Here is a 24,645-nt window from a genome sequence, read left to right as displayed (position 1 = left end):
TCGAGCACAGAGAACCCTCAGCGAATAAATAATTATTCACTCCATTTGTATTGCCGTATTAGATGGTTAACTTAATTCACTGTGGCAAAACTTTGTTGGGTAATAAAACTGCCGGTTCCTGATGAAGGAGTCGGTACATCTGGAGGAGGGGGAGGGCTACCTGGTGCAGTAGCCACCTTTCCCGGCGTAAACGTCGCGGTAAACTTTTTACCTTTGATAATTAATGTCGCCCCGCTAGTGCATTGCAAAGCCTGCTGGCTGCGATCCAGTGCGCTGATGGTAATCTCCCCATCACCCAAAATAATGTGGTTCGCCGTGATGTAACTCGCTGAAACTTTTACTTTCTTTTCATCACCCAAGATACAGACTTTCTTGCCGTTGACTTGCGCATGACCTGCGCCGCTCATTTTCCCTGGAACAGAAACCGTTACCGTACGATGGCCAAACTGCACGTCAAACTGTAGCAAATCACCGTCTATCACTATTGCATCGCTCATCCGATCTCCGCACTGTTCCCCTCACCTAGGGCAAGTGCCCCTTGAATTTGTTGGTTAATTTCACTGCCTCGCAGACGGTAGACGACCCGGACTTGCAGAGTATTGCTCCTATTCGGAGCCTGGCTGACTTGAATATCCGTCATATCCGCTCTGGGTTCATAACGTAACACGCTGTCCTGGATCCGGGTTTCTATCTCAGCGATCAGTTCATTACGGATATTTTCAAACATAAAATCATTCAATCCACAGCCATAATCTTCACGCATCAACCGCTCTCCTGGCTCGGTGCTAAAGAGGATCTGCAAACTTTGCCGAACATCTTCTGCCCCTTCAGCCATCACCACGCCCTCATCCAGAGAGAATAACGGGGGAAATGCCCAGCCTCGGCCATAGAGTTGTGTCAGTATTTGGTTTTCCATTTATCACCTTTATTGGGTAAGATTAATTTTAGCACCTTTAATTTCCACGCTACTTTTCCCGGATATTGCCAATGACTTATCTGCCGTGGCCTGAATGGATTGTGCTTTTAACGTAAACTCTTTTTCTACCACCAGTGAGATGTCTTTATTTTGTTGCAGGGTCATTAGGTTCCCCCCTGCATTTATTGTGATGGTTTTATCCTTGCTATTAATAAGCAGTTGTTGCTGTATATTCCCGGTTTTAACAATCAGCGTTTTCTCTCTATTGTCTTGGGTCGGTTCAAAAGGCGCTTTATTTTTTGGGTTATGCATCGCCCCTAAAATAACCGGATAACGCGGGTCATTTTCAAAAAAGCCAACAATAACTTCATCACCTTGTTCAGGATAAAAACAAAAACCACTTTCACTGCTGGCGTAAGGTTTCCCCAATCTGGCCCATAAGATTTCATTTGGCCGATTTAAGGTCGATAGAATAATGGGAATACGGTTGAGCGCCGCACTATCCTGCTGATATTTCGCGACAGTAGCAATATGCAGCTCTGACGCTTCCGGCACTAAAGGAAGATGTTCTGGCTGTAAGCCTATTTCCAGGGTGGTTTCCCAATCAATTTGCCGGTTAAAACGCTGTCGAATGCCGGTAATCGTTGCCGTGCCATCGATTTGAGAACCAAACCCCACCAGTTGCACGCCATCACCTAACTGATAAATCGTACCGCCTTTCAGCAAAAACTCCCCCCTCACCCCGGCAATACGTTGATTGAGCAATAATCCTTGTGCCAAATAGCCACTTTCCTGGGTGGTGAGTGGACTGCTGTAACGAATATCCCAACTCTCTTTATTCAGCGAAGCTAAATGATCGAGGGAAAACGCCCCCTTACCCGTAGCACTGCTGCCATAGCGGCCACCCGATTGCGATTGTTGCTTACTGATGTCCCAACTACTGACCTCTAGTGAGGCCGGATTACGTTGATTGTCAAACTGCCAGTAAGCGTCTTTCACCACAATATCTTGGTTCTCATCTCCCCGGCTTTTTAGGATATGAATTTTAGTCGCACTCTGGATTCCGGCTTGTACCAAGCGGGCACCCTCAGGAGACGGCAGTAGCCATACCCCGGTTGCCGAGAGGCGACACAACAAAAAGTACCAATCCGAACAGCGAAATTGCACCATTTGTTCATGTTTTTGATCCAATGCGGCTATACGCCCAAAACTGGCCTCAACTCGCGCCTGATTTAACAGCGCACTTAAGATTGTTTTCTCACTTTTATGACTAAATAACTGCGAGTGTTGGGTATCAACCATCCGTTGTAGCGGGTGTTTAATAACCAACGTAAGCAGTAATTGTTTATTTCTGATACGCAACGTTTGTCGAGTTATCACCCCGTTAAACAGTACCGATTTTCGGTTACCTGCATTCAGCTCTAACTTTAATGTTTTTCCGACTTGGCAGTGAGCCAGCTCCCCCTGTATATCTGGCTGACTGAAAGAGGATAACGGCCGATCCAATACGCTGAGTTTGATGGTTGCAGAGGCTACACTGTTAACCTGATGATAAGTATCCACATCAACGGCTGTCAGCAGGGACAGCGCTTTACCATCGGCGGTAATTTTGAGCTGATGACTCATGAATCATTCTCCCTGGTTGCCTGTAAAATTTCTCCCGGCACAAAACCATTGAGATTATCCAAACCGTTTTGCCAAGCCAGCGTCAGATAATCAACACCACCTGACAGGGTTGATGCCGTGCTGACCGCCATCAGCGCCAACGAAACCCCATCCTGTACGCGTAATGCCACTTTTGCCGGTGACTTCAGGTTTTGTTCGGTTTCTTGCAATACCAAACTGTCATCCGCGACCAACGTCAAAACAACCTGTGCGCGTAATGGTGTTGCATCCCGATCAAACAGGGTATAACTCACCGAAAGCCCTTTGGTTCGCCCGGCAAAATAGCCGCGATTCTCCCAGCGCATTTTCCCCCATTTAATGTGTAGAAAACGGGTCTCTTTGCTAGTCGCATCTACTGAGCACAGCTGTTTAAGCTGCATCAGTTGGGTTTCTATCGGGAGGGTATTACCCGGCATCGTTGCATCAAATGTCAGTTCCAGCGATAGCCCTGCGGGTTTCGCCTGTACATAAGTGCTGCTCTGTTTCTCGTTATTAATGGCCTGAGATTGCAAATAGTCAGTCTGATAATCCAAATGCAACGTGGCCGGGTTGTACATGGCCTGTAGGCTATTCCCTGCCCGAATTTTTCCTTCCCGATCTTTATAAGCATCAATAGTCAGTTTGGCCAAACCTCGTTCAAGCAGACTCATGGACGCCCCCCCTCCGCATCGCGCAGTGCCGCGAGTACCTCACGCTTAATCATTTCAACCCAAGCCGCGTTATCCAGACTTTCCTGTATCAACGAACGGTTTTGGGGTTCCACCGAACTCGGAGACACGGCAGGAACAACACGAGCCTGAATAACTAACTCTCTGATTTCTAATGTCATAGTTTAACTCCCAACCAACGCATATCCTGATAGCGTAATTCAAGGGTGTTAACCAATATGGCGTTACTGCTGGCGTCAAAATCACTGGTTTGCCAGCTTACCGGCAGTGCATTACTCAATGTCCAACTGGATAGTGGCAATAAATTCTCGTTCAGTAACATAATCACCACATCGGCATAAACAACTTTGTCGCCACGTAAAACCCGATCAAACATCATGGTTAGCGGTGATACTGTCATCACGCCGCGTTCAAGCCTAAGAGTGCCATGCTGGATTTTTTCAGTTAAAAAACTGTTGCGGGCATTTTCTCCGCCTTCACTGTATTGGGTAACCTGGAGTTCCCGGCTAAGGCCTGATATACGCTGAAAACGAATATCCAAAGGATTGGGAATGCCGTTAAAAACGAAACTGGCCATAAAACGGTGGGATACCACCGGTGTGTAATAATCGCTCATCAGGCTCTTTCCTTTTTAAGACAAAAGTGCACCCGTGCGGGTATCAAATACCAAACTGACCTCAATAAATTCAGCCGGAAATAATATGGCTAACTCTATTTTTACGATCATTTTCCCTGCACGAACGTCATCCTCAGTCATCGTCTCGTTTAACCCCAACAAGACATTAAACGCCTCATCTTCCTGTGCACCATAAAGCCCTCCCTGCAACCACAGTTGCCGAAGCCAGTTATAGCTTTGCCCTTTGCACTTCATCCACGTCAGTTCATTGTTCGGCTCAAAGGTATACAGGCGAATGAGCTGAGCCAAATTAGCGGAAACATAAGAAACCAGACGACGAGTTTGTAAATAACGCCACGACGAGCTGGCACTATTTTCCAGCGTACGACACCCCCATATACGGGTCCCTTTTCCGGGAAAACTGCGGACTAAATTGAGAGACGTGCCACTGGTGTTAAACAACGTATCGCCCTGCAAATGGGAAACAACCGGACGAATTACCTGAGCCAATGCCACATTGGCTGGCGCTTTCCATACCCCAATACGCTTATCCGTACGCTGTATTACCGCGGCAATAGCCGCCGTAGGCGACAGCACCACCCGTGGGGCTTCGCCTTCCATTACCGAGGTATCCCGATAGGTGGTTTCCACTCTAGGCCAGTAGGCTGCGCCCCATTGACGGTAGTCTGACGACAATGTCTGCATGCACTGCGAGGCAAGAAAAACGTCATCCGGCGCATCCAGTAGCACAAAGAGATTGGGTTTGATTTGACTGAGTTGCAGCAGTATTGCCCAACCGCTTGACCACAAATTTGCAAGGGTGGTACTGCCCGTAATAGGACTATCATTAAGACGTGCCATATCCGGAGCCAAAATCAACGTAATCAACGGTTCGCTGGCAATCGCGGAGCTAACATCAGAGCTTTGCAGCGCCGAGAAATATTCGGCCACATCAAACCCTGTTATTCTGTCGGCTGGCATCTTCTCTGTCAGAGACAGAATAAAAGCTTGCTCTCCGCCATTATCAAAATAGTGCCTGACAGCAAAGGCCATGATGCCTTCGCTACCAAATGTCCGGGAATAATCTGCCAAGCTATCGACACGAATGGCCGCGGCTTCATATTGTTGTTCCCTAACCGGTTTGGTGTAGCCAATAAATACGGGAATGGCCGTGGCGATTACGCCCTGATTGCCGGATACAATCCTGTCTGACAGTGTGACACCCGGTGGTATTCTCTCCATCATAAGTTCCTCCATAAAAAGTGAGACAGGCACCCTGACACTGTGATGCCCGATATTGTTGTTATGGAGGTTATTGAGCGACATCCTGCGTAAATTGCAGAATAATAAATTCAGCCGGTCGTACAGCAGCCAAACCGATCATCATGATCATTTTGCCCTGTTTAATGTCATCCTCCGACATAGTGATACCCTGCCCAATCTGGACAAAATAAGCCTCTTCTGGACGAGTTCCCAGCAAAGCACCACGCTGCCAAAGTGCGTAAAGATAATTATCAACGGCAGATTTGGCTCGCATCCAAGTCGGTTGATTATTGGTTTCGAATAACGCAGCTCGCAATGCTTGGCGAATATCCCGCTCAGCAGAATTGAACAGACGACGAACGGGAATATAGCGCCAGTTAATATCATCTGAGCCGCCTGCTGCAGTACGCGCGCCCCAGACCACAAAACCCCGATCGCTAAAGGAACGAATGATATTCACGCCGTTGGCATTCATCGTCCCCTGACGCTGGTTATCAACATTATCAAGCAAACGTCCAATACCGGTGAGTACCACATTGGCTGGCGCTTTCCAGACCCCTCGGCTGCTATCTGTGCGGCAATAAGCCCCAGCGATAACCGGGCTGGGTGGGATTATGACCCTGCGTTGCTGTACTTCTAACAGCTGATGGTCGATGGTCTCAGCCAGTGTTGAGTTTTCACTCCGCAGCTCTGCCAGTGTCGCAAACCGGCTCTCGCCTGCCTCATCCTCATAGCCGCTGATAAAAATATTCTCATCATCAATTACTGATGCTGAGCTTCTGAGATTGGTTTCCAATGGTGGATAATAAACGGCAGCCTGAGAGAGATGGCCAACATTCGCCACTGGCTCCCCCTCATTGCTGTCCGCGATCAGGAAATAACCCACCTTCTGAGTTAATAGCGGGATCACTGCATCGTAAACGGCGTTTTTATAATCGAGGTCAATTTCTGGACAAACGATTAATGTAATGTCCCCTTTTTGCTCAATAATATCGGGAATAGCCGCCAGCGTATTTCGGTCGCTAACATCGTTGATAGGATAGAGATAACAAGCCCCACCGCCATTTTGGAAATAGAGCTGTAACGCTTCAACAGCAGGAGATAATTTGATGCGTTCAATACTGTGGCTCCACGCCGGAGTCTCGGCAGTAGCAACTTTGTTCTTCGCTTTAGTTTTCGATTTAAGCTCGACCTCTCCTTTATCCTCAATAACGGGAAGTTCATCAAGTTTAGTCGAACGAATTACAACCTGCGTTGCCGGAGCCAGAGAGAAAGACGAGGTAAACTCAAGCCAATTATTAATACGGGTACAGGCAGGAACAGAGTTTGCTAATAGCGGCGTAAACTCACCAATAAAGACGGGGACTGCCGTAGGGCTATTATTGACTGAAAAGGCCAACGACGCATCTTCGTCAATATAAACACCTGGCGCTTGTAGAATCGCGGGCATAGTGATACCTCGTAATCAGTGAGTTAACGCTGTTCAACATCTTGGGTGAACTGAAGGATGATAAATTCTGCTGGCCGAACCGCCGCTAGCCCCACTTTAATAATCATCTTCCCTTGGTTGATTTGCTCAGGAGTCATAGTGATACCTTGGCCAATTTGTACAAAATAAGCTTCTTTTTCACTATTCCCGGCCAAACCGCCTTGACGCCACAGGGCATAAAGATAATTACTGATCGCGGCTCTTACTCGCTCCCAGGTAGGCTGGCTATTCGGCTCAAATACGGCAAAACTCATCGCCCGCTTAATATCCCGCTCTGCGGTATTAAACAAACGCCGAACCGGGATATAACGCCAATTATCGTGATCTTCCAGGGTTCTTGCTCCCCAAACGGTGGTACCCGTGTTACTGAAACTGCGGATCATGTTGAACGCGCGGCCTGAGTTATAAGCACCTTGTAATTCATCGGTAACCAAAAACTTTGGTTCCAATCCCCCTTTCAAGGTGACATTGGCGGGCGCTTTCCACACCCCTCGAGACAAATCCACGGAAGCATACACACCCGCCATAACGGCGCTGGGTGGAATATCCGCATCAGCCCAGTCCGCAGTTAGCCACGGGTAATACACCGCAGCAAATGGTGTGGAGGTATATTTATCCTGAGCCGCCTCGACGTCATCCCGTGTTAACAGAGTTTTCGGGCCATCAAGAATGGCAAATAACCCGCGGCCTGGTGTGCATAAGGTATCCACCGCCGTTTGGATATTTTCACCTGCCGCCACCAATAAGGTGACATCATCCAGCGTGGGGACCAAGGCTTCCAGTTTATCGGTATTAATCAGATAACAGTATCCACCGCCATTGGTGAAATAAGCGCGTAACGAAATAGCTAATGTATCTGTATTATTAAACTTGCCCTCTAAGTTAAGATAATCCATCCATGAATTGATTCGGATAATCTCCTTCTCATCTCTGACAATTCCTTTTTCCGCTCCCACAGCAAAAACTGGCACGGCAGTGGCACTATTTGAAACAGACAAAGCAAGGCTGTTCAGCTCTTCGATATACACACCTGGGTAACTGGTATTAATAGTCATAATAATTCCTTTGTGAGATTCAATGATTATTAGCAGATTAAATAGCTTGAATCGTTACCCGATCAGCTGCCAATGTCATTTCCTGAACGGCAATATCATTACTGGTGGCATCGAATGAAGGAGAACTCAACGAGGTAGGGAATGCATTAGCAACACACCAAGTCATCAGCAATTCGGTACCCGAATCATTAGTCAAGCTGATAGTAATATCCTTTTTTTCTACTTGGTTAAGTTGGATTGAACTGATCCAATCAAACAATTCTGTCTTCCCAGGGAAAACACCTTTTCGCAAGGTAATATTAATCAACTGACGTTGCCCGGGCATTTTAAACCAATTGCCGATACCGTCTCGATATTCGATCGTGTCATAGGTTATATCCAACCCTGAAACACTATTAAATGGAATTTGCTCATCACCAATCGATACAATAAATCGATAAGTAGGAATGGGATATTCAACCGCAATTTGAGATGCACTTGTAGACATATTAACCTCTTCTTTAATATTAATGATAAGTGCAAATAACATAAATACCGTTACTTGCGTGAAAAGTGAAATAACTGATTGGGTATTTCCCAGTAAAGAAGCACGCTACCGCCCTTGGCTTACGCCAGAAGTCTCTCATGTCAATAAGATAATGATAGCCATAAAATAACTCAGATCACTTCAGGAAATATGCCTTTCGGCTTCACCTCCTCGAATCAGCTCAGTGACACTTCCCCACTAAAGTGAATATCCGAATGTAATCTGAAATGTAATTAAAAATAAAAGGAAACATCACTAAATATAATCACTAACTATTGCATTTGCTAATTTTTAGCACTTTATTTTATATAATTGACGTTATAAAATATGAAATGAAAATGTTCACACTAAAAATAAAACATGGATTACCCTAGAGAAAGTCAAAAGATATCTGATGAAAAAAATCAACACCAATGACATTTAAAAAAAGAGAAACAAAGCGCCATGTTAAATTGAGACATTTCCCATTATCTTATTTCATCACCACTAGAACTGAGTAAGGGTTTTCATCTAGGTCATTGAATAAACTCACTTATATGGAAGAAAAGAAAAGCTACAATCAAGCGACAGAATACCGGTTTTTTATATCTCAATCGGAATTAAATATTATTCACGAAACAGAAAACAGGGTAACGCCTCCAATTGGTTGAACTTGATGTATAATGCTCACTTTTGAGGTTATCTCATGGCCTGCATTCATGTTCATTGCCCCCGTTGTCAATCTGTTCAGATTTACCGTTACAGGTTTACTTCCATGGTCAGAGCCATAAAGGCTATAACAGATTTCGCTGCCGTGAATACCTCTGCATGTTTTACTCACCCCTTTTAATATCGGAATGATGACTAGTAATGGCTAGAATCGTGATGCCAAAGCAATGCCAAAGGATAACCATCGGATCAGCAAAACATTCACTCAGCGTATTGAGCGTAACAACCTGGCGTTAAGAACCCGTATTAAGCGCCTCTGGCCTGAAAAACAATCTGCTTCTCACGCTCGATTGAAGTCGCATGAAAAAGTGATTGGGAATTTTATTAAAAAACATATGTTCTACTCATTGGAATCATTACCACTTAGGTGTTATTTATATACTCTCATAAGGGGCGGGCATCTTGTTTTTATCTAAACAACTAAATCTTTTCATAGCCATGGCAGAAGAAAAAAGCTACAAAAAAGCTGCGGAGCGTCTTTATCTTACAGTCCCACCCGTTTTTAAAATGTTGAAGGAAATAGAAGAATGGGCTGAATGTAAACTATTTGAAAATTTAAATGGAAGGCTCTTGATGACTAGAGAAGGTCAGGAGCTATACAACACCTTATTTCCAATTTATAGAGAACTGCATAATGTGAAAGTCAAAAAAACCTACAAAACCTATAAGACAAAAGTCATATCACTGACATCAAACTCTCCTGATTCAGATATAGTAACGGATCTATCACTCCATCTATTAAAAGACAATATAACATTTGTAAATATAAAAAATGAGAAAGAACGCCTTTTAGGGAGTGATATTCATGTGTCTACAACGAAAAAAAAACATGATGACAACATTACTGAATTCACACTTGAAGAATCGATGAGGATTTGGTTTTCAAACAATAAAAACATTAATCTCTCTAATGTATTTTTAGCCCAAGATCATCGTTTTTATGGGAGTACTTTCTATCATTCCATCCTAAATAACCTCCAAGAAATTGGATATAAAGAGAATGGAATTATCATTGATAATATAAAAGTTAGAAAAGACATGGTCTCTCGAGGAATAGCAGCATCTATTGATTCTTGTTCATGGGGTAAAGATATTAAAAATATATTCAGTAGCGAGATGGCAGTAAAAAAAAAGACATTTATTTATGTTAGAAACAACATATTAGAAGATGTGATCATATCATTAAATAGCTTTGTATTATCTAGAGAGCAGTAACATACTTGCTGAAGTTAACCCCATTGATTGGGAGTCCGTCAAAAATATAGAGTGATATTATACTGCCAACCAATAATAACGAGTGAAAATTAAATGGTGCTTGGTTTTAGGGATCGCCACTTTATTCAAGTTCTCATATTGATGGCGGCTGGCCTATCCGCTCACTTATCGCCATATAGAAGAATGACAGTAAGAGCGTGGGTGACCAGCCAAGCCGAGAAAAATTTTATTTTTTAGCTGTCTAACTATGCCCTGAATAAGTCCCACTTCTGCTTTGTAGCATATTATCGGCCGAACCAAAAGGATCACATGTAATGCTAAAAATGAAGAAATTCAACTCCGTCAGGCATGATATATCTCAAATTCAAAATCAAGACTCATATCTTAAAAAAACCGAAGGTGAAGATGAATTTGATACAAAAACTCCAATCGAAATATATGATATGAGATCCTCAGCATCTCTTTCAACACCGCTTGCGGTATGTAAATTAACCGATGATGAAAAAATAAAACAGTTTAAGAAAAATAAAGTAACCACTGCTTTATTGGATAATAATAGCCTCAGTTCTCATCCACAGACTCCAATAATTAAAGATAGCCTTAATAAACCTAAGTTGAGTACAGGAATAAACAGAAATAGACCTAATTCGCAGCTAATGCCCCTTATATTCAATTTTGTTACTGCTGATTTAAAGGCTACACCAGTAAGACTTCAAGATGTTTTAAACCATACAGAACTGTCTCTTACACCTTTACTTACGGATCTTATCAATCCTGCAAAAGTAGTGATGGATACTGCTACGAAAAAGGTTTTAAACAACTCAAGTCAAGAGGGAGATATACTCGCATTCAACGCTATCCGTGTATCGATATCTGACAATAAAGCTATCCATGCATTGCGCATTGTTGATACACAAACCTCAGATTATCAGAAAAATTCAGGTGCAATACTGGCATATTGGGCGCCTCAGGGAGGCTATGTAGATATTCCTTCTCATCCTCAAAAAGGCCAACCTGAATTGGTATTTACACCTGGATTTAGCGGATGTTCACTTGTCGCAGATAAATTGAGTGACGATATCATCCGTGTCAGGCATGTACAGGGAGGGAAAGAAGACGCTGAGTATAATAATCTAAATGAGTCTGAACACGGTCAAGGAATGATTGGGGCAATGGAATACCGTCATTATGGTTACCATGAGAATGAACAGGGAACATTAATTGAGAATATAACGGGGTCAGCGTTTATGATATATGAAGGACATTCCTGGAAAATAAAATATCAGATCCTCATTAATGTCCCCGGCATATTATCTTTACAGGAGAGTTCTGTCGGTTGGTTGGATAAACAGCAGCAGATAAAAGTTAAGACTCGTTATACCCAAGGACAGATGGTTATCAAAGTTGATTCTGTATCACTGGATGGTGTTAGCGCATGAATAGGGTAAGGTGAAACATGTGATTTATAGACATCGTTTCACTATAAAACTCGTGAAAGTAGGCACTGCCTGATGGAAGTGCCGGTTTTTTGACCCTGTAAATAGTTTTAATACAGATTAACTGAACAACTCCTGACTTACCCTTGGGCTTTCAAGGCATTCATTAGACGAGAAGCGATGGCTTTCTGCATTGGTGTTTCAGCCATCTTTAATTGAGACAGAGCCTTAGCTGGATTGAATCTCAACTCGCCAAACTTCACCATTTTCTCTGGCGATGCTGGTACCTGCGCTTTAGGTGCAGAAGCCAGCGATTTAGCTAATGTTGGCGTATCTGCAAATCGAACGTGTTTCTGATTGTTCAAGTTTGCCTTCATATGCAACCCTGCAGCTCGTCCCATTCCAGTATTGCTATTGCGTACCGAAGCCAGCTTTTCTCCCATACGGCTACCGGATAATTTAGTCGCCGACGTTTTTTCTGACTTCGCGAGAGGCGTTAAATTAAATGCCTTGAATATACTGACTCTCATAATGCTACTCCCTGTTTTATGGTCTTAAAATAGAGTAGCGAATTTGTGTAAGCCTATTCTCTAATAAATCGACTTTAATTATTTGATATGTGGATGAGAACCACCCTATTCTCCAACGCGGTGATGCAAAACAGTCTGCCGCCCAAGCCAGCGGCGACAGGTGCTTTAATCATTCAGCTTAATCAGCGTCGTAACCCAAATTCGGCGCTAGCCAGCGCTCAACCTCGCCCAGCGGCATCCCTTTCCGCGCAGCATAATCCTCCACCTGATCTCGCTGAATCTGTGCAACGGCAAAGTATTTACTGTCCGGATGACTGAAATACCAACCCGATACTGATGCCCCTGGCCACATGGCGTAAGATTCAGTCAGCTTCATGCCCGTGTGCGTTTCCACATCCAACAACTGCCAAATCTGGCCTTTCTCCGTGTGTTCTGGGCAAGCCGGATACCCTGGCGCGGGACGAATCCCTTGATAGTTCTCGCGCACTAACTCTTCATTACTCAGATTCTCATTCGGTGCAAAGCCCCAATACACTTTACGCACTCGCTCATGCAGATATTCCGCAAAAGCTTCAGCTAAACGATCGGATAACGCTTTAATCATGATTTTATTGTAATCATCATGTTGAGCATCATAGGCATCAGCCAGCGCATCTTCTTCCAGACCACCGGTAACGGCAAAAGCACCAAGATAGTCGACTTTACCGCTGGATTTCGGCGCGACATAATCTGCCAGGCAATAATTTGGGTAGTCAGTTTTTTCGGTTTGCTGGCGTAAATGGTGGCTGACCACCAGCACTTCATCGCGCCGCTCATCACGATAAATCTCGATATCATCCCCAACACGATTTGCAGGGAACAAGCCGACGACACCTTTGGGATGCAGTAAATCCTCCGCTGACAACTTATCCAGCATCTGATTAGCATCGGCAAACAGACGCCTGGCCTCTTCACCGACGATCTCATCTTCCAGAATGCGTGGATACTTGCCCGCCAGCGACCAGGTCATAAAGAATGGCGTCCAATCAATGTAGTTGCGCAGGGTTTCAATACTGGCTTCCACCGCCTGTATTCCTAGTTTGTGCGCCACTGGTGGAGTGTAATTTTCCCACTCAATGGCCGTGTGGTTATCCCGTGCAGCTTGTAAGCTAACCGGGGGTGTACGCGGTTTTTTGCGCGCATGTTGGATACGCACTGTTTCATATTCTTTCCGCGTTTTGGCAATAAACTCATCTCGCTGCGTGTCGGACAACAGTGCCGACACGACCCCAACGCTGCGAGAAGCGTTAGAAACATAAGTTGTAGAACCGCTGTAATTTTGCTCAATTTTAACCGCAGTATGGGCTTTAGAGGTGGTGGCTCCCCCGATCAATAAAGGAAGCGTAAAACCTTGACGTTCCATCTCTTTCGCCACGTTCACCATTTCATCCAACGAGGGCGTAATCAGGCCAGACAACCCGATAATATCGACATTTTCTTCCCGCGCCGTGCGCAGAATTTTCTCTGTCGGTACCATCACACCCAGATCGATAATTTCGTAGTTATTACACTGTAATACAACACCCACAATATTTTTGCCGATGTCATGCACATCGCCTTTGACCGTAGCCAGCAGGATTTTACCGGCAGTGGTGCCTCTCTGCTTGCTGGCCTCAATATAAGGTTCCAGATAAGCCACCGCTTGTTTCATCACTCGGGCAGACTTCACTACCTGCGGCAGAAACATTTTGCCTTCACCAAATAGATCTCCGACCACATTCATGCCAGCCATTAATGGGCCTTCAATCACCTCTATCGGTCTAGTCGCTTCCTGTCTAGCTTCTTCCGTATCCAGCTCGATAAATTCGGTAATGCCTTTCACCAGCGAATATTCCAGCCTTTTTGCCACCGGCCATCCACGCCACTCTGCTTGCAGTACCGCCACTTCATCACTTTTGCTGCCGCGATATTTCTCCGCCAAATCCAGCAAACGCTCGGTGCTGTCATCGCGGCGGTTAAGAACGACATCTTCAACCGCGTCTCTCAGTTCATCCGATAAATCATCATAAATGGCTAACTGTCCGGCATTCACAATCCCCATATCCATTCCGTTGCGGATAGCGTAATACAGGAATACGGCATGAATAGCTTCGCGTACTGGATCATTACCTCGGAATGAGAAAGACACATTGGAAACGCCGCCAGAAATCATGGCATGTGGCAGCTCGGCTTTGATATCCGCGCAGGCTTCAATGAAATCAACCGCGTAGTTATTGTGCTCTTCTATCCCGGTGGCAACGGCGAAAATATTAGGATCGAAAATAATATCTTCTGGAGGGAAACCGACGGTTTCGGTCAGAATTTTGTATGCCCGACGACAAATTTCGATCTTGCGCGCCCGCGTATCCGCCTGTCCAGCCTCATCAAATGCCATCACGACCATAGCCGCACCGTAACGACGCACCAACCTGGCGTGGTGGATAAAGGCCGCTTCACCCTCTTTCATCGAAATTGAGTTCACAATGCCTTTGCCCTGAATACATTTCAGTCCTTTCTCGATCACATCCCACTTTGATGAGTCGATCATGATCGGCACACGAGCAATATCCGGTTCGCCAGCAATCAGATTGAGAAAACGGACCATCGCCGCTTCCGCATCCAGCATGCCTTCGTCCATATTGATGTCGATAATTTGTGCGCCGCTTTCAACCTGCTGGCGCGCTACATCTAGCGCTTCATCATATTTTTCTTCTTTAATCAAACGCTTGAAACGAGCAGAACCTGTGACATTGGTTCGCTCACCCACGTTGACAAACAAAGTGCTGGCATCAATGGTCAGCGGTTCCAGCCCAGCCAGACGACAGGCGACGGGAATTTTCGGCAATGGGCGCGGTGGTACGCCAGCAACGGCTTTGACCATCGCAGCAATATGGCGCGGTGTGGTGCCACAACAACCACCGACAATATTTAAAAACCCCGCCCGTGCCCACTCGCCAATCTGCTCGGCCATCTCTTTGGCCTCCAAATCATATTCACCAAAGGCATTCGGCAAACCGGCATTCGGGTGGGCACTGACATAACATTCAGAGATACGCGATAACTCAGCGATATATTGACGTAATTCATCTGGCCCTAAAGCACAGTTCAGGCCAAAAGAAAGCGGCTTCACATGGCGTAGGGAGTGATAAAAAGCTTCCGTCGTTTGGCCAGATAATGTGCGGCCAGAAGCATCCGTAATGGTGCCGGAAACCATGACTGGCAACATCACACCCAAAGCTTCAAATTCAGATTCAACCGCAAAAGTGGCCGCTTTGGCATTTAAGGTATCGAATACTGTTTCGATCATAATGATATCAACGCCGCCCTCCACCAACGCGCGGGTTGACTCGCGATAAGCCTCAACCAATTGATCAAAACTCACGTTACGGAAAGCCGGATCGTTAACCTTCGGTGAGATAGAGGCAGTTCGGTTGGTTGGGCCGAGGACACCGGCTACATATCGCGGTTTATCCGGCGTGCGAGCCGTCCATTCATCAGCACAGAGTCTGGCTAAACGGGCAGCCTCGTAGTTAATTTCTGCCGACAGCGACTCCATCTGATAATCCGCCATGGCAATGGTGGTAGAGTTGAAGGTATTGGTTTCGAGGATATCAGCGCCGGCTTCAAGATAAGCATTGTGAATGGCAGTAATGACTTCCGGCTTGGATAACACCAATAAATCATTGTTCCCTTTCAGATCACTCGGCCAATCGGCAAAACGTGCGCCCCGATAATCCGCTTCTTCCAGACGGTAACTCTGGATCATGGTGCCCATTCCGCCGTCCAAGACTAAAATGCGTTCTGCCAGTTGCTGGTGCAGCTTTTCTACTCTATTTGTCACTGTCGCCTCTTCGCCTGAATGCCCTGCCAAATATCGTCCCAGCCAGTATTTCAGGGCTGTCCAACCTATAGGTATTGCTGCAAAAGCCAGCAAACCATCCTAGCACAAGTTATATCGCTAATGAGTCAGTGGGAAGTTGAGACTTTTTCAGGTAGAAGTCCTTACACATCGGATGAGCGTTTTTGCCTATTAGCATGCATAATCATAAAACGAAAATGAATTCCATTATATTCACATGGAGCTGATTTATGACAATACCGACGCCCATCAAACGGGGAAAGAAAACAAAGGCTGCCGGTGCAGCAACAACGGCAACCACGGGTCAGGTTCAGTCATTGACGCGCGGACTTAAATTACTGGAATATATTTCCGAATCTCAAGGTCAGGTTGCTCTTACCGACTTGGCACAACAGGCGGGTTTGCCCAATTCCACCACTCATCGCTTATTGACGACCATGCAACAACAGGGTTTTGTCCGCCAAGTGGGGGATTTGGGATTATGGTCAATGGGTGCCCAGGCATTCATTGTCGGCAGCAGTTTTCTGCAAAGCCGTAATCTATTAGCCATGGTACATCCAATACTACGACGCTTAATGGATGAATCTGGAGAAACCGTCAATCTGGCCGTATTGGATCACAGTGATTATCAGGCGATCATTATCGATCAGGTACAATGTACCGCATTGATGCGAATGTCAGCCCCGATTGGCGGTAAACTGCCGATGCACGCCTCCGGTGCCGGTAAAGCTTTTCTCTCCACCCTGCCTGATGAGCAACTGGTGCAGTTGCTGCATAAAAAAGGCCTGCACGCCTACACCCAACATACCCGTACCAATCCAGCCAGTTTGAAAGAGAATCTGGCGCTGATTCGTAAACAGGGTTATTCCTTCGATGATGAAGAACATGCTTTGGGTTTGCGCTGCGTCGCCGCCTGCTTATTTGACGAACACCATGAGGCTTTTGCGGCTATCTCTATCTCCGGCCCGATATCACGCATTACCGACGATCGCGTGACGGAACTGGGCGCGCTAGTCATTCATGCAGCCAAAGAAATCACTCAGTCTTACGGCGGGGGAAATCGTCATTAAAGACCTGCTGGTTTGAAGATCGGCAGCAGAAGGGGTTTCCGCGCCCAGCGCGGAGAGCCCCGGAGTGTACACGCAGTACACGAGGAGGCCGAGCACTGCGCAATCTCAGAGTGACGACGCGCAGTAGCCGTTAATTTAAAACCCGTTGGGAGAATCGTTGTTTCCGCCGATAGGCAAAAACATCCTCCACATGCCCATCCCGAATACGTTGCTGCAAACCGCGCCAATAATCCGCATGGAATAAATCGCCGTGCATTTCTTCAAAACAGGCTCGAACTTTGGGATCGCTGCAAAGGAAATGGCGAAATTCTTCTGGGAAGACATCATTGGGAGAAACGCTGTACCAGGGCTCACTGGCCATCTCATCTTCTGGGTAGCGCGGAGGGGGAATATCGCGGAAATTTACCTCAGTCATATAGCAAATTTCATCGTAATCGTAAAATACCACCCGTCCATGGCGCGTCACGCCAAAATTTTTAAACAGCATGTCGCCAGGGAAAATATTAGCGGCGGCTAATTGCTTGATCGCATTGCCATATTCTTCAATCGCATCCCATAATTGTTGCTCATTGGCTAGTTCCATATATAGATTGAGTGGAATCATCCGCCGCTCCATATACAGGTGTTTAATGATAATTTGATCGCCAAGATATTCAATTTTTCCTGGCACTTCCCGTTCGAGTTCGGCTAATAATTCTGGGCTGATGCGCTGCTTATCAATTACAAAATTTTCAAATTCTTGGGTATCCGCCATACGTCCTACCCGGTCATGTTCTTTAACCAATTGATAGCATTCCAGTACCCGCGCCTGACTGACTTCTTTTTGTGGTGCAAACTGGTCTTTTATGACTTTAAATACCCGATCAAACGACGGCAAAGTGAATACCAGCATCACCATGCCTTTCACGCCTGGCGCGATAATAAACTGCTCATCAGATTGATGAACATAAGTGAGATATTCACGGTAACTTTCGGTTTTACCATGCTTCTGGCAGCCTATCGCCATATACAACTCAGCCGTGGATTTACCTGGCAGGATTTCCCGTAGCCATTCCACCATGGCCGCAGGCTGTGGGACATAAACCATAAAATAGGATCGAGCAAAACCAAACACAATGCTGGCTTCGGCTTTACTGGTTAAACAGGTATCAATGAATAGAGCGCCAGATTCATTATGATGGATAGGTAACAGGAACGGATGTACGCCATCATGTAATCGTAACTTTCCTACTAGCCAAGCGGCTTTATTGCGATAAAACAGTTCATTGGCGATGTGAAAATGGCTCGTAGCCAATTGTTGTGGACTGAAGTTTTGCTGTAAGGCAGCAATGATATATTCAATATCTCTGGCAAGATCTTCCCACGGCAAACGCAATGGCAAATCATTCAATATGGCCTGCAACATCACGGCTAAACCCTGTTGTGCAGAGAAATCTCGAGCCAATGGTCGAGGAATATCGCGAAAGCGCTGTTCCGGTTGTGAACTGAAAACAAAGAGTTTGTCCTGGGTTAAATCACGATGTTTGAACAAACGGCAGTAAACTGAGTTAAAGAAACTCTCAGCAATTTCAAAACGAGGATAATCAGGTAGCAACTCGGTATAGATAGCCTTTACCTGAGCCAGAAATTCCGCGTCAAAACTTCCGCTGCCGGTGATACGTTTTAACTGCTCTACCACCAAACCGACGTGATGATCATACAGATGGATTCGCTTTTTCATCGCTTGCTGGATAGCAGGCCAATCGGCTCGTTCAAAACGCTGTTGTGCGCCGGCTGTCACTTCCAGAAATCGGCCATATTGCGCATCAAATCCCTGTAAAATGGTCTGGGCGATTAACTGCTCTAATGCTATTGCCATGATCATCTCCCATCACACGAAACAGAGCCTGCATTAGCAGGCTCCGGTCAACTCTCTCAAGAATGCAGCAGAAGGACTAGAACTGTTGCTCTTCCGTAGAGCCGGTCAGTGCCGTGACGGAGGATTCGCCGCCCTGAATGATATTAGTCACTTTATCGAAGTAACCGGTACCCACTTCCTGCTGATGAGATGCAAAAGTATAGCCACGATCGACCGAAGCGAATTCAGGCTGCTGCACTTTCTCAACATAGTGTTTCATCCCTTCACCCTGCGCATAAGCATGAGCCAGATCGAACATGTTGAACCACATACTATGAATACCCGCCAGCGTAATAAACTGGTATTTGTACCCCATATCAGCCAAGTCTTGCTGGAAACTGGCAATCTGCTTATCGCTCAGATTCTTTTTCCAGTTAAACGATGGCGAGCAGTTATATGCCAACAATTTACCTGGGAATTTAGCGTGGATCGCATCAGCGAAACGTTTAGCCAGATCCAGATCCGGCGTAGAGGTTTCGCACCACACCAGATCAGCATAAGGGGCATAGGCCAAGCCGCGGCTGATGGCTTGTTCAATACCCGCGTGAGTGCGGAAGAAACCTTCGGCAGTGCGCTCACCACTGATAAATTGGCTATCGTAAGGATCACAATCAGAGGTCAGCAGATCTGCCGCATCGGCATCGGTACGAGCGATCAGCAAGGTCGGAACGCCCAGCACGTCAGCCGCCAAACGGGCTGCAACCAGTTTCTGAATTGCTTCCTGAGTTGGTACCAATACTTTGCCGCCCATATGACCACATTTCTTCACTGCCGCCAGTTGGTCTTCAAAGTGAACGCCAGCCGCACCCGCTTCAATCATGGCTTTCATCAATTCAAATGCATTCAGTACACCACCAAATCCCGCTTCCGCATCCGCAACGATCGGCAGGAAATAGTCGGTATAACCTTTGCTGCCCGCTTCAATATTGTTCGACCACTGAATTTGATCTGCACGGCGGAAACTGTTGTTAATACGTTTAACTACCGCAGGAACCGAATCCACCGGATATAAAGATTGGTCGGGATACATGCTGGATGCAGTGTTGGCATCCGCTGCAACCTGCCAACCGGACAAGTAAATCGCTTCTACGCCGGCTTTAGCCTGTTGTAACGCCTGACCACCGGTTAACGCCCCCAGGCAGTTGATATAGCCTTTGCGGGCGTTACCATGCAGCAATTTCCACAGTTTTTGCGCACCGTGCTGAGCTAGCGTACATTCCGGATTGATCGAACCACGCAGCTTAATTACCTCTTCAGCGCTGTAGGGACGGGTAATACCTTCCCAGCGAGCCGATTTCCATTCTTGTTCTAATTGTTCGATTTGTTGAGTACGAGAGGTCGTCATTGTTCTGTCCTTTATTATTAATTTGTAGGGTTATGCCAGCAGTGCGTAGCCAGGCAGAGTCAGGAAGTCGATTAGTTCGTCTTGTGTTGTTATACGCTCCATCAACTGGGCCGCCTCTTTAAAGCGGCCAGAATCAAAGCGATCGGAACCAAGCTCTTGTTTAACAACCTGCATTTCTTCACTCAACATACTGCGGAACAATTCTTTGGTGACGGTCTGCCCATCACTGAGGTTTTTTTGATGATGAATCCATTGCCAGATAGAAGTACGGGAAATCTCTGCCGTCGCCGCATCTTCCATCAAACCATAGATAGGTACACAACCATTACCGGAGATCCACGCCTCAATATATTGCACGGCAACACGAATGTTGGCACGCATACCCTGCTCGGTTCTTTCACCGGAACACGGCTCAAGTAATTCAGCGGCGGTAATCGGTTTATCCTGCACGCGGCTAATATCTAACTGATTTGGACGATCGCCCAATACGCGGTTAAACACATCCATAACCGTATCGGCCAAACCAGGGTGAGCAACCCAGGTGCCATCATGGCCGTTAGTGGCTTCTAACTCTTTATCTGCACGCACTTTATCCAGAACCTGTGCATTTATTACTGGGTCTTTATTCGGGATAAATGCCGCCATGCCCCCCATAGCCAGCGCACCGCGTTTATGGCAGGTTTTAATCAGTAAGCGCGAATAGGCACTGAGGAAAGGCTTGGTCATGGTAACCGATTGACGATCTGGCAATACCCGGTCACTATGATTTTTTAATGTCTTGATATAGCTAAAGATATAATCCCAACGACCACAATTAAGACCGACAATGTGATGGCGCAAATGATAGAGAATTTCATCCATCTGGAAAACGGCAGGTAAGGTTTCGATTAATACCGTGGCTTTAATCGTACCCTGTGGCAGCCCAAAGCGCTGTTCGGTAAAGCTGAATACATCGCTCCACCACTCAGCTTCCTGATAGGACTGCATTTTTGGTAAATAGAAATAGGGTGCACTGCCATTAGCCAACAATTGTTGATAGTTATGCAAGAAGTAGAGGGCGAAATCAAATAAGCCACCTGGGATAGCTTCACCCTGATAAGTAACATGTTTTTCAGGTAAATGCAGACCACGTACTCGGGCAATCAAGATTGCCGGGTTAGGCTTTAGTTGGTAAATCTTACCGGACTCATTGGTATAAGAAATCGTGCCGTTTACTGCATCATGTAGATTGATTTGGCCTTCAATGACTTTATCCCAGCTTGGAGCCAGAGAGTCTTCAAAATCTGCCATAAAGACTTTCACATTAGCATTCAATGCGTTGATCACCATCTTGCGCTCAACCGGACCGGTAATTTCCACCCGGCGATCCTGTAAATCAGCAGGAATGCCTTTTATTTTCCAGCTTCCACTACGAATGGAAGCTGTTTCTGAAATAAAGTCCGGTAACTCACCAGCATCAATGGCATATTGCCAGGTTTCACGCGCGGCAAGGAGTTGACGACGACGCTCGGCAAATTCCGCCACCAGTTCAGTTAAGAACTCAATGGCCTGAACGGTTAATATCTGGCGTTCCGCAACGGTGAAACGCTGCGTGAAAACTAACTCCGTGCCTACTAACTGTTGTGTCATTACCCTTTCCTCTTCCCTATCTGACAATCTATACAACAATGCACAAGCAGCGTTACCTTGCCAGAACATGCATCTCACGAGTCATTGGAGGTGGCATTTTTTGGTCAGTTTTCACTCCAACAGATTTAAGAATAATCAATAAATCACGAAAATCAAAAACGATTTCCATTTTTATTTAAAATATTTTATTAATCTTTATTTATCAAATCATTAACTAAAATAACAAATGTACTCAGGTAGGAAAGGTATTCCATTAGACTAAAAATGACAAAATAACTCATTGTTTTATATAGAGATTAGACCAGTTTGAAATGAAGGTTTTATGGGGAGGGAGAAGCTAAAGTGAATGGCGGCCTCGATTCAGCCACCAATATAGAAAAGAAATTAGTCGAGCGTTGGATTCATTTGACGTAAATCGAATGGTGTAATTTGGTAGACGTAGTAATTCAGCCAATTGGCAAATAACAAATGCCCGTGGCTTCGCCACGATGCAATTGGTCGCTGTGTCGGATCATCTTTCGGGAAGTAATTAAGTGGTACCGTAGGCTCTAGACCAGCGGCAAGATCCCGCACATACTCTCCTGCTAGTGTATCAAAATCATATTCGGGATGACCGGTAACGAAGGCAACACGCTTATCCTTGCTGGCAAACAAATAAGCTCCCGCTTCGTCGGAAGAGGCGAGAATGTCCAAATCGGTATACTGCTGCAAAATTTCAACGGGAAAGTCAGCATAGCGAGAATGGGGGGCAAAGAAGTTTTCATCAAAGCCCCGGGTTAGCAAGGCGAGCGGCTCCAGCGTTCGATGTGGGTAAACCCCTGATAACTTCACTTCCCGCGTCAGTTTTGGAATCCGATACAGAACATTCAAGGCCGCTTGCACTGCCCAACAAACAAATAGCGTCGATGTAACATGATTCTTAGCCCAGGTAATAATACGCTCAATCTGTGGCCAATAAGCTACATCGCAGAAATCAACTAGCCCTAATGGTGCTCCGGTAACAATAAGACCATCAAAATTTTGATCTTTAATATCTTCAAAATTACAGTAGAAGTTATTCAGGTGCTCGGTCGGCGTATTTTTTGATTCGCGGCTATCAACCCGTAGCAATTGAATATCCACTTGTAGGGGTGAATTCGACAGTAAACGTAAAAACTGGTTTTCCGTTTCAATCTTCTTCGGCATTAAATTCAAGACCAATACTTTTAACGGTCGAATTTCCTGAGTTTTCGCTCTTGATGAGGTCATCACAAAAACATTCTCATTACGCAATAAACTCACCGCGGGTAGTTCATCAGGAACTCGAATTGGCATGCCTACATCCTCAACTATATCCGTTTATACGTTTAGACCTCTAGACACCCAAAGATAGCGATTTCTAAAACAAAAGTCGAGTAATCAACGGTAACCTGAAAATGTTTCATTGTGGGATAAGGCTAATCACCGTAATTCTTTGCCAAAATATCAGCCTCGGCACGCATTCATCATTGTTAAATCATTCTAATATAATAGTGGATAAAAATAGAAATCATAAAGAGTAGTTAGCTATTAAGCCAATGTTAAAAAGATTAGTGATGCATAAGAGGATTATCTGATATAGCAGTCATCATCACTTCCATGCTGCTAACAACCTGAAAAGTATTGTAATAATAGATAGTCATGTCTTTTTTGGATAATTAGAAAAATCACTAACAAATGATAACTATTGAAATAAACTCAATAGAGTACCATTAGTTTAATTAATGATATTCTGGTTATAAAGGTAATAAATCATCCTATGATGGCGCTGGAAAAGCGTAAAAACATGGCATTGTAACGTGGGGAATCCTACACAATAACAACGTATACAATACGTAAAGTGCAGAGATTTTGGGGGATGGGATAAGAAAAGCGATACAGCATTTAATTGTAAGAGGCGGGATAACATGCATTGCCTGTGTCACTCAGGAACTTCAGGTTCTACCAAGCGGTACTGAAGTAATACTTACGCTTCTTTTCATAAATTTCAGACACAAAAAAGGCTACCCGTTAGGGTAGCCTTTTTTGTTTGTTTGATACCTGGCAGTGTCCTACTCTCGCATGGGGAGACCCCACACTACCATCGGCGCTACGGCGTTTCACTTCTGAGTTCGGCATGGGGTCAGGTGGGACCACCGCGCTATTGCCGCCAGGTAAATTCTTTTCTAATTGCCGAACTTAAACCCATATTACTGGTGCTGATACCCAGAGTCGAACTGGGGACCTCACCCTTACCAAGGGTGCGCTCTACCAACTGAGCCATATCAGCACAACTAAATTTGATGCCTGGCAGTGTCCTACTCTCGCATGGGGAGACCCCACACTACCATCGGCGCTACAACGTTTCACTTCTGAGTTCGGCATGGGTTCAGGTGGGTCCGTCGCGCTATGGCCGCCAGGCAAATTCTGTTTCAATCAACCCGCCATGCATCTCTGCACAACCAGTCAATCCAATCTGGATACTTCGCTGAAAATCATATTCTCTCAAACACAAAACACCTTCGGTGTTGTAAGGTTAAGCCTCACGGATCATTAGTACTGGTTAGCTCAATGCATCGCTGCACTTACACACCCAGCCTATCAACGTCATAGTCTTTAACGTTCCTTCAGGGGGCTTAAAGCCCCAGGGAAGACTCATCTCGAGGCAAGTTTCGCGCTTAGATGCTTTCAGCGCTTATCTTTTCCGCATTTAGCTACCGGGCAATGCCATTGGCATGACAAC

At 45.5% G+C, this 24,645-nt stretch carries 21 protein-coding genes, 1 tRNA gene, 2 rRNA genes and 1 other annotated feature; of the genes, 5 read left to right on the top strand and 19 right to left on the bottom strand.

The features are described 5' to 3' along the window. Positions 1-71: 71 nt before the first annotated feature. From DJ39_RS03210 to DJ39_RS03165, 10 genes are all read right to left on the bottom strand, one after another. On the bottom strand, positions 72-497 hold the full coding sequence (locus DJ39_RS03210) for a hypothetical protein (RefSeq protein ID WP_038245097.1): 426 nt from the start codon (positions 495-497) through the stop codon (positions 72-74). After that, positions 494-916, bottom strand: coding sequence for a GPW/gp25 family protein (locus DJ39_RS03205; RefSeq protein WP_004721421.1), 423 nt, complete (start codon positions 914-916; stop codon positions 494-496). The genes DJ39_RS03210 and DJ39_RS03205 overlap by 4 nt, the downstream gene beginning before the upstream one ends. A gap of 9 nt (positions 917-925) precedes the next feature. Then, a complete protein-coding gene (locus DJ39_RS03200; protein WP_038245100.1) occupies positions 926-2,542 on the bottom strand; it encodes a phage baseplate assembly protein V in 1,617 nt (538 codons plus the stop codon). After that, the gene (locus tag DJ39_RS03195; RefSeq protein WP_038251141.1) at positions 2,539-3,231 is read right to left on the bottom strand and encodes a CIS tube protein; all 693 of its coding nucleotides are present in this window, start codon (positions 3,229-3,231) and stop codon (positions 2,539-2,541) included. The genes DJ39_RS03200 and DJ39_RS03195 overlap by 4 nt, the downstream gene beginning before the upstream one ends. Then, the gene (locus DJ39_RS03190) at positions 3,228-3,410 is read right to left on the bottom strand and encodes a DUF5908 family protein (RefSeq protein WP_038245105.1); all 183 of its coding nucleotides are present in this window, start codon (positions 3,408-3,410) and stop codon (positions 3,228-3,230) included. Before DJ39_RS03190 ends, DJ39_RS03195 begins: the two co-directional genes overlap by 4 nt. Next, positions 3,407-3,865: a phage tail protein gene (locus DJ39_RS03185; protein ID WP_004721429.1), complete on the bottom strand. Its 459-nt coding sequence runs from the start codon at positions 3,863-3,865 to the stop codon at positions 3,407-3,409. The genes DJ39_RS03190 and DJ39_RS03185 overlap by 4 nt, the downstream gene beginning before the upstream one ends. Before the next feature lie 15 nt (positions 3,866-3,880). Further along, on the bottom strand, positions 3,881-5,110 hold the full coding sequence (locus DJ39_RS03180) for a phage tail sheath C-terminal domain-containing protein (RefSeq protein WP_004721430.1): 1,230 nt from the start codon (positions 5,108-5,110) through the stop codon (positions 3,881-3,883). Positions 5,111-5,177: 67 nt separating this feature from the next. Further along, positions 5,178-6,578: a phage tail sheath family protein gene (locus DJ39_RS03175; RefSeq protein ID WP_004721432.1), complete on the bottom strand. Its 1,401-nt coding sequence runs from the start codon at positions 6,576-6,578 to the stop codon at positions 5,178-5,180. A 23-nt stretch (positions 6,579-6,601) separates the two neighbouring features. Then, a complete protein-coding gene (locus tag DJ39_RS03170) occupies positions 6,602-7,672 on the bottom strand; it encodes a phage tail sheath family protein (RefSeq protein ID WP_004721434.1) in 1,071 nt (356 codons plus the stop codon). 37 nt (positions 7,673-7,709) lie between these two features. Beyond that, on the bottom strand, positions 7,710-8,159 hold the full coding sequence (locus DJ39_RS03165; RefSeq protein WP_038245127.1) for a phage tail protein: 450 nt from the start codon (positions 8,157-8,159) through the stop codon (positions 7,710-7,712). A gap of 724 nt (positions 8,160-8,883) precedes the next feature. Here DJ39_RS03165 and DJ39_RS18410 point away from each other — a divergent pair. The 4 genes from DJ39_RS18410 to DJ39_RS17080 all read left to right on the top strand — a co-directional run bounded on the left by DJ39_RS18410 (position 8,884) and on the right by DJ39_RS17080 (position 11,560). After that, the gene (locus DJ39_RS18410; protein ID WP_115175312.1) at positions 8,884-9,027 is read left to right on the top strand and encodes an IS1 family transposase; all 144 of its coding nucleotides are present in this window, start codon (positions 8,884-8,886) and stop codon (positions 9,025-9,027) included. A gap of 46 nt (positions 9,028-9,073) precedes the next feature. Continuing rightward, positions 9,074-9,322 (top strand): IS1 family transposase, encoded by a 249-nt coding sequence (locus DJ39_RS17275; RefSeq protein WP_071666948.1) that lies wholly within the window; start codon positions 9,074-9,076, stop codon positions 9,320-9,322. Beyond that, positions 9,309-10,121 (top strand): helix-turn-helix domain-containing protein, encoded by an 813-nt coding sequence (locus DJ39_RS03160; RefSeq protein WP_038245114.1) that lies wholly within the window; start codon positions 9,309-9,311, stop codon positions 10,119-10,121. The genes DJ39_RS17275 and DJ39_RS03160 overlap by 14 nt, the downstream gene beginning before the upstream one ends. 314 nt (positions 10,122-10,435) lie before the next feature. Next, the gene (locus tag DJ39_RS17080; RefSeq protein WP_004721441.1) at positions 10,436-11,560 is read left to right on the top strand and encodes a hypothetical protein; all 1,125 of its coding nucleotides are present in this window, start codon (positions 10,436-10,438) and stop codon (positions 11,558-11,560) included. 137 nt (positions 11,561-11,697) lie between these two features. Here the strand turns inward: DJ39_RS17080 and DJ39_RS03150 are convergent, their stop codons facing one another. Further along, on the bottom strand, positions 11,698-12,087 hold the full coding sequence (locus DJ39_RS03150) for a hypothetical protein (RefSeq protein WP_004721443.1): 390 nt from the start codon (positions 12,085-12,087) through the stop codon (positions 11,698-11,700). Positions 12,088-12,265: 178 nt separating this feature from the next. Then, positions 12,266-15,946 (bottom strand): methionine synthase, encoded by a 3,681-nt coding sequence (gene metH / locus DJ39_RS03145; RefSeq protein WP_099511722.1) that lies wholly within the window; start codon positions 15,944-15,946, stop codon positions 12,266-12,268. A gap of 248 nt (positions 15,947-16,194) precedes the next feature. On the opposite strand from metH, the gene iclR reads away from it, so the two are divergent. After that, positions 16,195-17,034 carry a glyoxylate bypass operon transcriptional repressor IclR gene (gene iclR / locus DJ39_RS03140; RefSeq protein WP_004721447.1) on the top strand — a complete coding sequence of 280 codons (840 nt, stop codon included), beginning with the start codon at positions 16,195-16,197 and terminating at the stop codon, positions 17,032-17,034. 130 nt (positions 17,035-17,164) lie between these two features. Here the strand turns inward: iclR and aceK are convergent, their stop codons facing one another. The 7 genes from aceK to rrf (DJ39_RS03105) all read right to left on the bottom strand — a co-directional run bounded on the left by aceK (position 17,165) and on the right by rrf (DJ39_RS03105) (position 24,323). Beyond that, a complete protein-coding gene (aceK, locus tag DJ39_RS03135; protein WP_038245117.1) occupies positions 17,165-18,892 on the bottom strand; it encodes a bifunctional isocitrate dehydrogenase kinase/phosphatase in 1,728 nt (575 codons plus the stop codon). Between the two features lie 76 nt (positions 18,893-18,968). Beyond that, positions 18,969-20,276 carry an isocitrate lyase gene (aceA, locus tag DJ39_RS03130; protein WP_004721451.1) on the bottom strand — a complete coding sequence of 436 codons (1,308 nt, stop codon included), beginning with the start codon at positions 20,274-20,276 and terminating at the stop codon, positions 18,969-18,971. 30 nt (positions 20,277-20,306) lie between these two features. Then, positions 20,307-21,905 carry a malate synthase A gene (gene aceB / locus DJ39_RS03125; protein ID WP_004721454.1) on the bottom strand — a complete coding sequence of 533 codons (1,599 nt, stop codon included), beginning with the start codon at positions 21,903-21,905 and terminating at the stop codon, positions 20,307-20,309. 384 nt (positions 21,906-22,289) lie between these two features. Then, complete coding sequence (metA, locus tag DJ39_RS03120) at positions 22,290-23,219, bottom strand: homoserine O-acetyltransferase MetA (RefSeq protein WP_004721458.1); 930 nt, start codon at positions 23,217-23,219, stop codon at positions 22,290-22,292. Between the two features lie 742 nt (positions 23,220-23,961). Further along, positions 23,962-24,077: ribosomal RNA gene (rrf, locus tag DJ39_RS03115) — 5S ribosomal RNA — on the bottom strand. A gap of 39 nt (positions 24,078-24,116) precedes the next feature. After that, positions 24,117-24,192, bottom strand: a tRNA-Thr gene (locus DJ39_RS03110). Between the two features lie 15 nt (positions 24,193-24,207). Then, positions 24,208-24,323 (bottom strand): 5S ribosomal RNA (gene rrf / locus DJ39_RS03105). Positions 24,324-24,447: 124 nt separating this feature from the next. Further along, positions 24,448-24,550, bottom strand: a sequence feature (23S ribosomal RNA rRNA prediction is too short). Positions 24,551-24,645 lie beyond the last annotated feature (95 nt).

It is taken from the genome of Yersinia ruckeri ATCC 29473 (genome assembly GCF_000754815.1).
Lineage (GTDB): Bacteria > Pseudomonadota > Gammaproteobacteria > Enterobacterales > Enterobacteriaceae > Yersinia > Yersinia ruckeri.
Note: the sequence above shows the minus strand (reverse complement) of the source record. Positions and strands in the feature narration are given on the sequence as shown.

Excerpts from the sequence above, each read along its gene's own strand:
- DJ39_RS03200 (WP_038245100.1), bottom strand. The coding sequence starts at position 2,542 with ATGAGTCATCAGCTCAAAATTACCGCCGATGGTAAAGCGCTGTCCCTG.
- aceB (WP_004721454.1), bottom strand. The coding sequence starts at position 21,905 with ATGACACAACAGTTAGTAGGCACGGAGTTAGTTTTCACGCAGCGTTTC.
- DJ39_RS03175 (WP_004721432.1), bottom strand. The coding sequence starts at position 6,578 with ATGCCCGCGATTCTACAAGCGCCAGGTGTTTATATTGACGAAGATGCG.
- DJ39_RS03205 (WP_004721421.1), bottom strand. The coding sequence starts at position 916 with ATGGAAAACCAAATACTGACACAACTCTATGGCCGAGGCTGGGCATTT.
- DJ39_RS03210 (WP_038245097.1), bottom strand. The coding sequence starts at position 497 with ATGAGCGATGCAATAGTGATAGACGGTGATTTGCTACAGTTTGACGTG.
- DJ39_RS17080 (WP_004721441.1), top strand. The coding sequence starts at position 10,436 with ATGCTAAAAATGAAGAAATTCAACTCCGTCAGGCATGATATATCTCAA.
- DJ39_RS03190 (WP_038245105.1), bottom strand. The coding sequence starts at position 3,410 with ATGACATTAGAAATCAGAGAGTTAGTTATTCAGGCTCGTGTTGTTCCT.
- DJ39_RS03180 (WP_004721430.1), bottom strand. The coding sequence starts at position 5,110 with ATGATGGAGAGAATACCACCGGGTGTCACACTGTCAGACAGGATTGTA.
- DJ39_RS18410 (WP_115175312.1), top strand. The coding sequence starts at position 8,884 with ATGGCCTGCATTCATGTTCATTGCCCCCGTTGTCAATCTGTTCAGATT.
- aceA (WP_004721451.1), bottom strand. The coding sequence starts at position 20,276 with ATGACGACCTCTCGTACTCAACAAATCGAACAATTAGAACAAGAATGG.
- DJ39_RS03150 (WP_004721443.1), bottom strand. The coding sequence starts at position 12,087 with ATGAGAGTCAGTATATTCAAGGCATTTAATTTAACGCCTCTCGCGAAG.
- aceK (WP_038245117.1), bottom strand. The coding sequence starts at position 18,892 with ATGGCAATAGCATTAGAGCAGTTAATCGCCCAGACCATTTTACAGGGA.
- DJ39_RS03165 (WP_038245127.1), bottom strand. The coding sequence starts at position 8,159 with ATGTCTACAAGTGCATCTCAAATTGCGGTTGAATATCCCATTCCTACT.
- DJ39_RS17275 (WP_071666948.1), top strand. The coding sequence starts at position 9,074 with ATGCCAAAGGATAACCATCGGATCAGCAAAACATTCACTCAGCGTATT.
- DJ39_RS03185 (WP_004721429.1), bottom strand. The coding sequence starts at position 3,865 with ATGAGCGATTATTACACACCGGTGGTATCCCACCGTTTTATGGCCAGT.
- DJ39_RS03170 (WP_004721434.1), bottom strand. The coding sequence starts at position 7,672 with ATGACTATTAATACCAGTTACCCAGGTGTGTATATCGAAGAGCTGAAC.
- DJ39_RS03195 (WP_038251141.1), bottom strand. The coding sequence starts at position 3,231 with ATGAGTCTGCTTGAACGAGGTTTGGCCAAACTGACTATTGATGCTTAT.
- metA (WP_004721458.1), bottom strand. The coding sequence starts at position 23,219 with ATGCCAATTCGAGTTCCTGATGAACTACCCGCGGTGAGTTTATTGCGT.
- iclR (WP_004721447.1), top strand. The coding sequence starts at position 16,195 with ATGACAATACCGACGCCCATCAAACGGGGAAAGAAAACAAAGGCTGCC.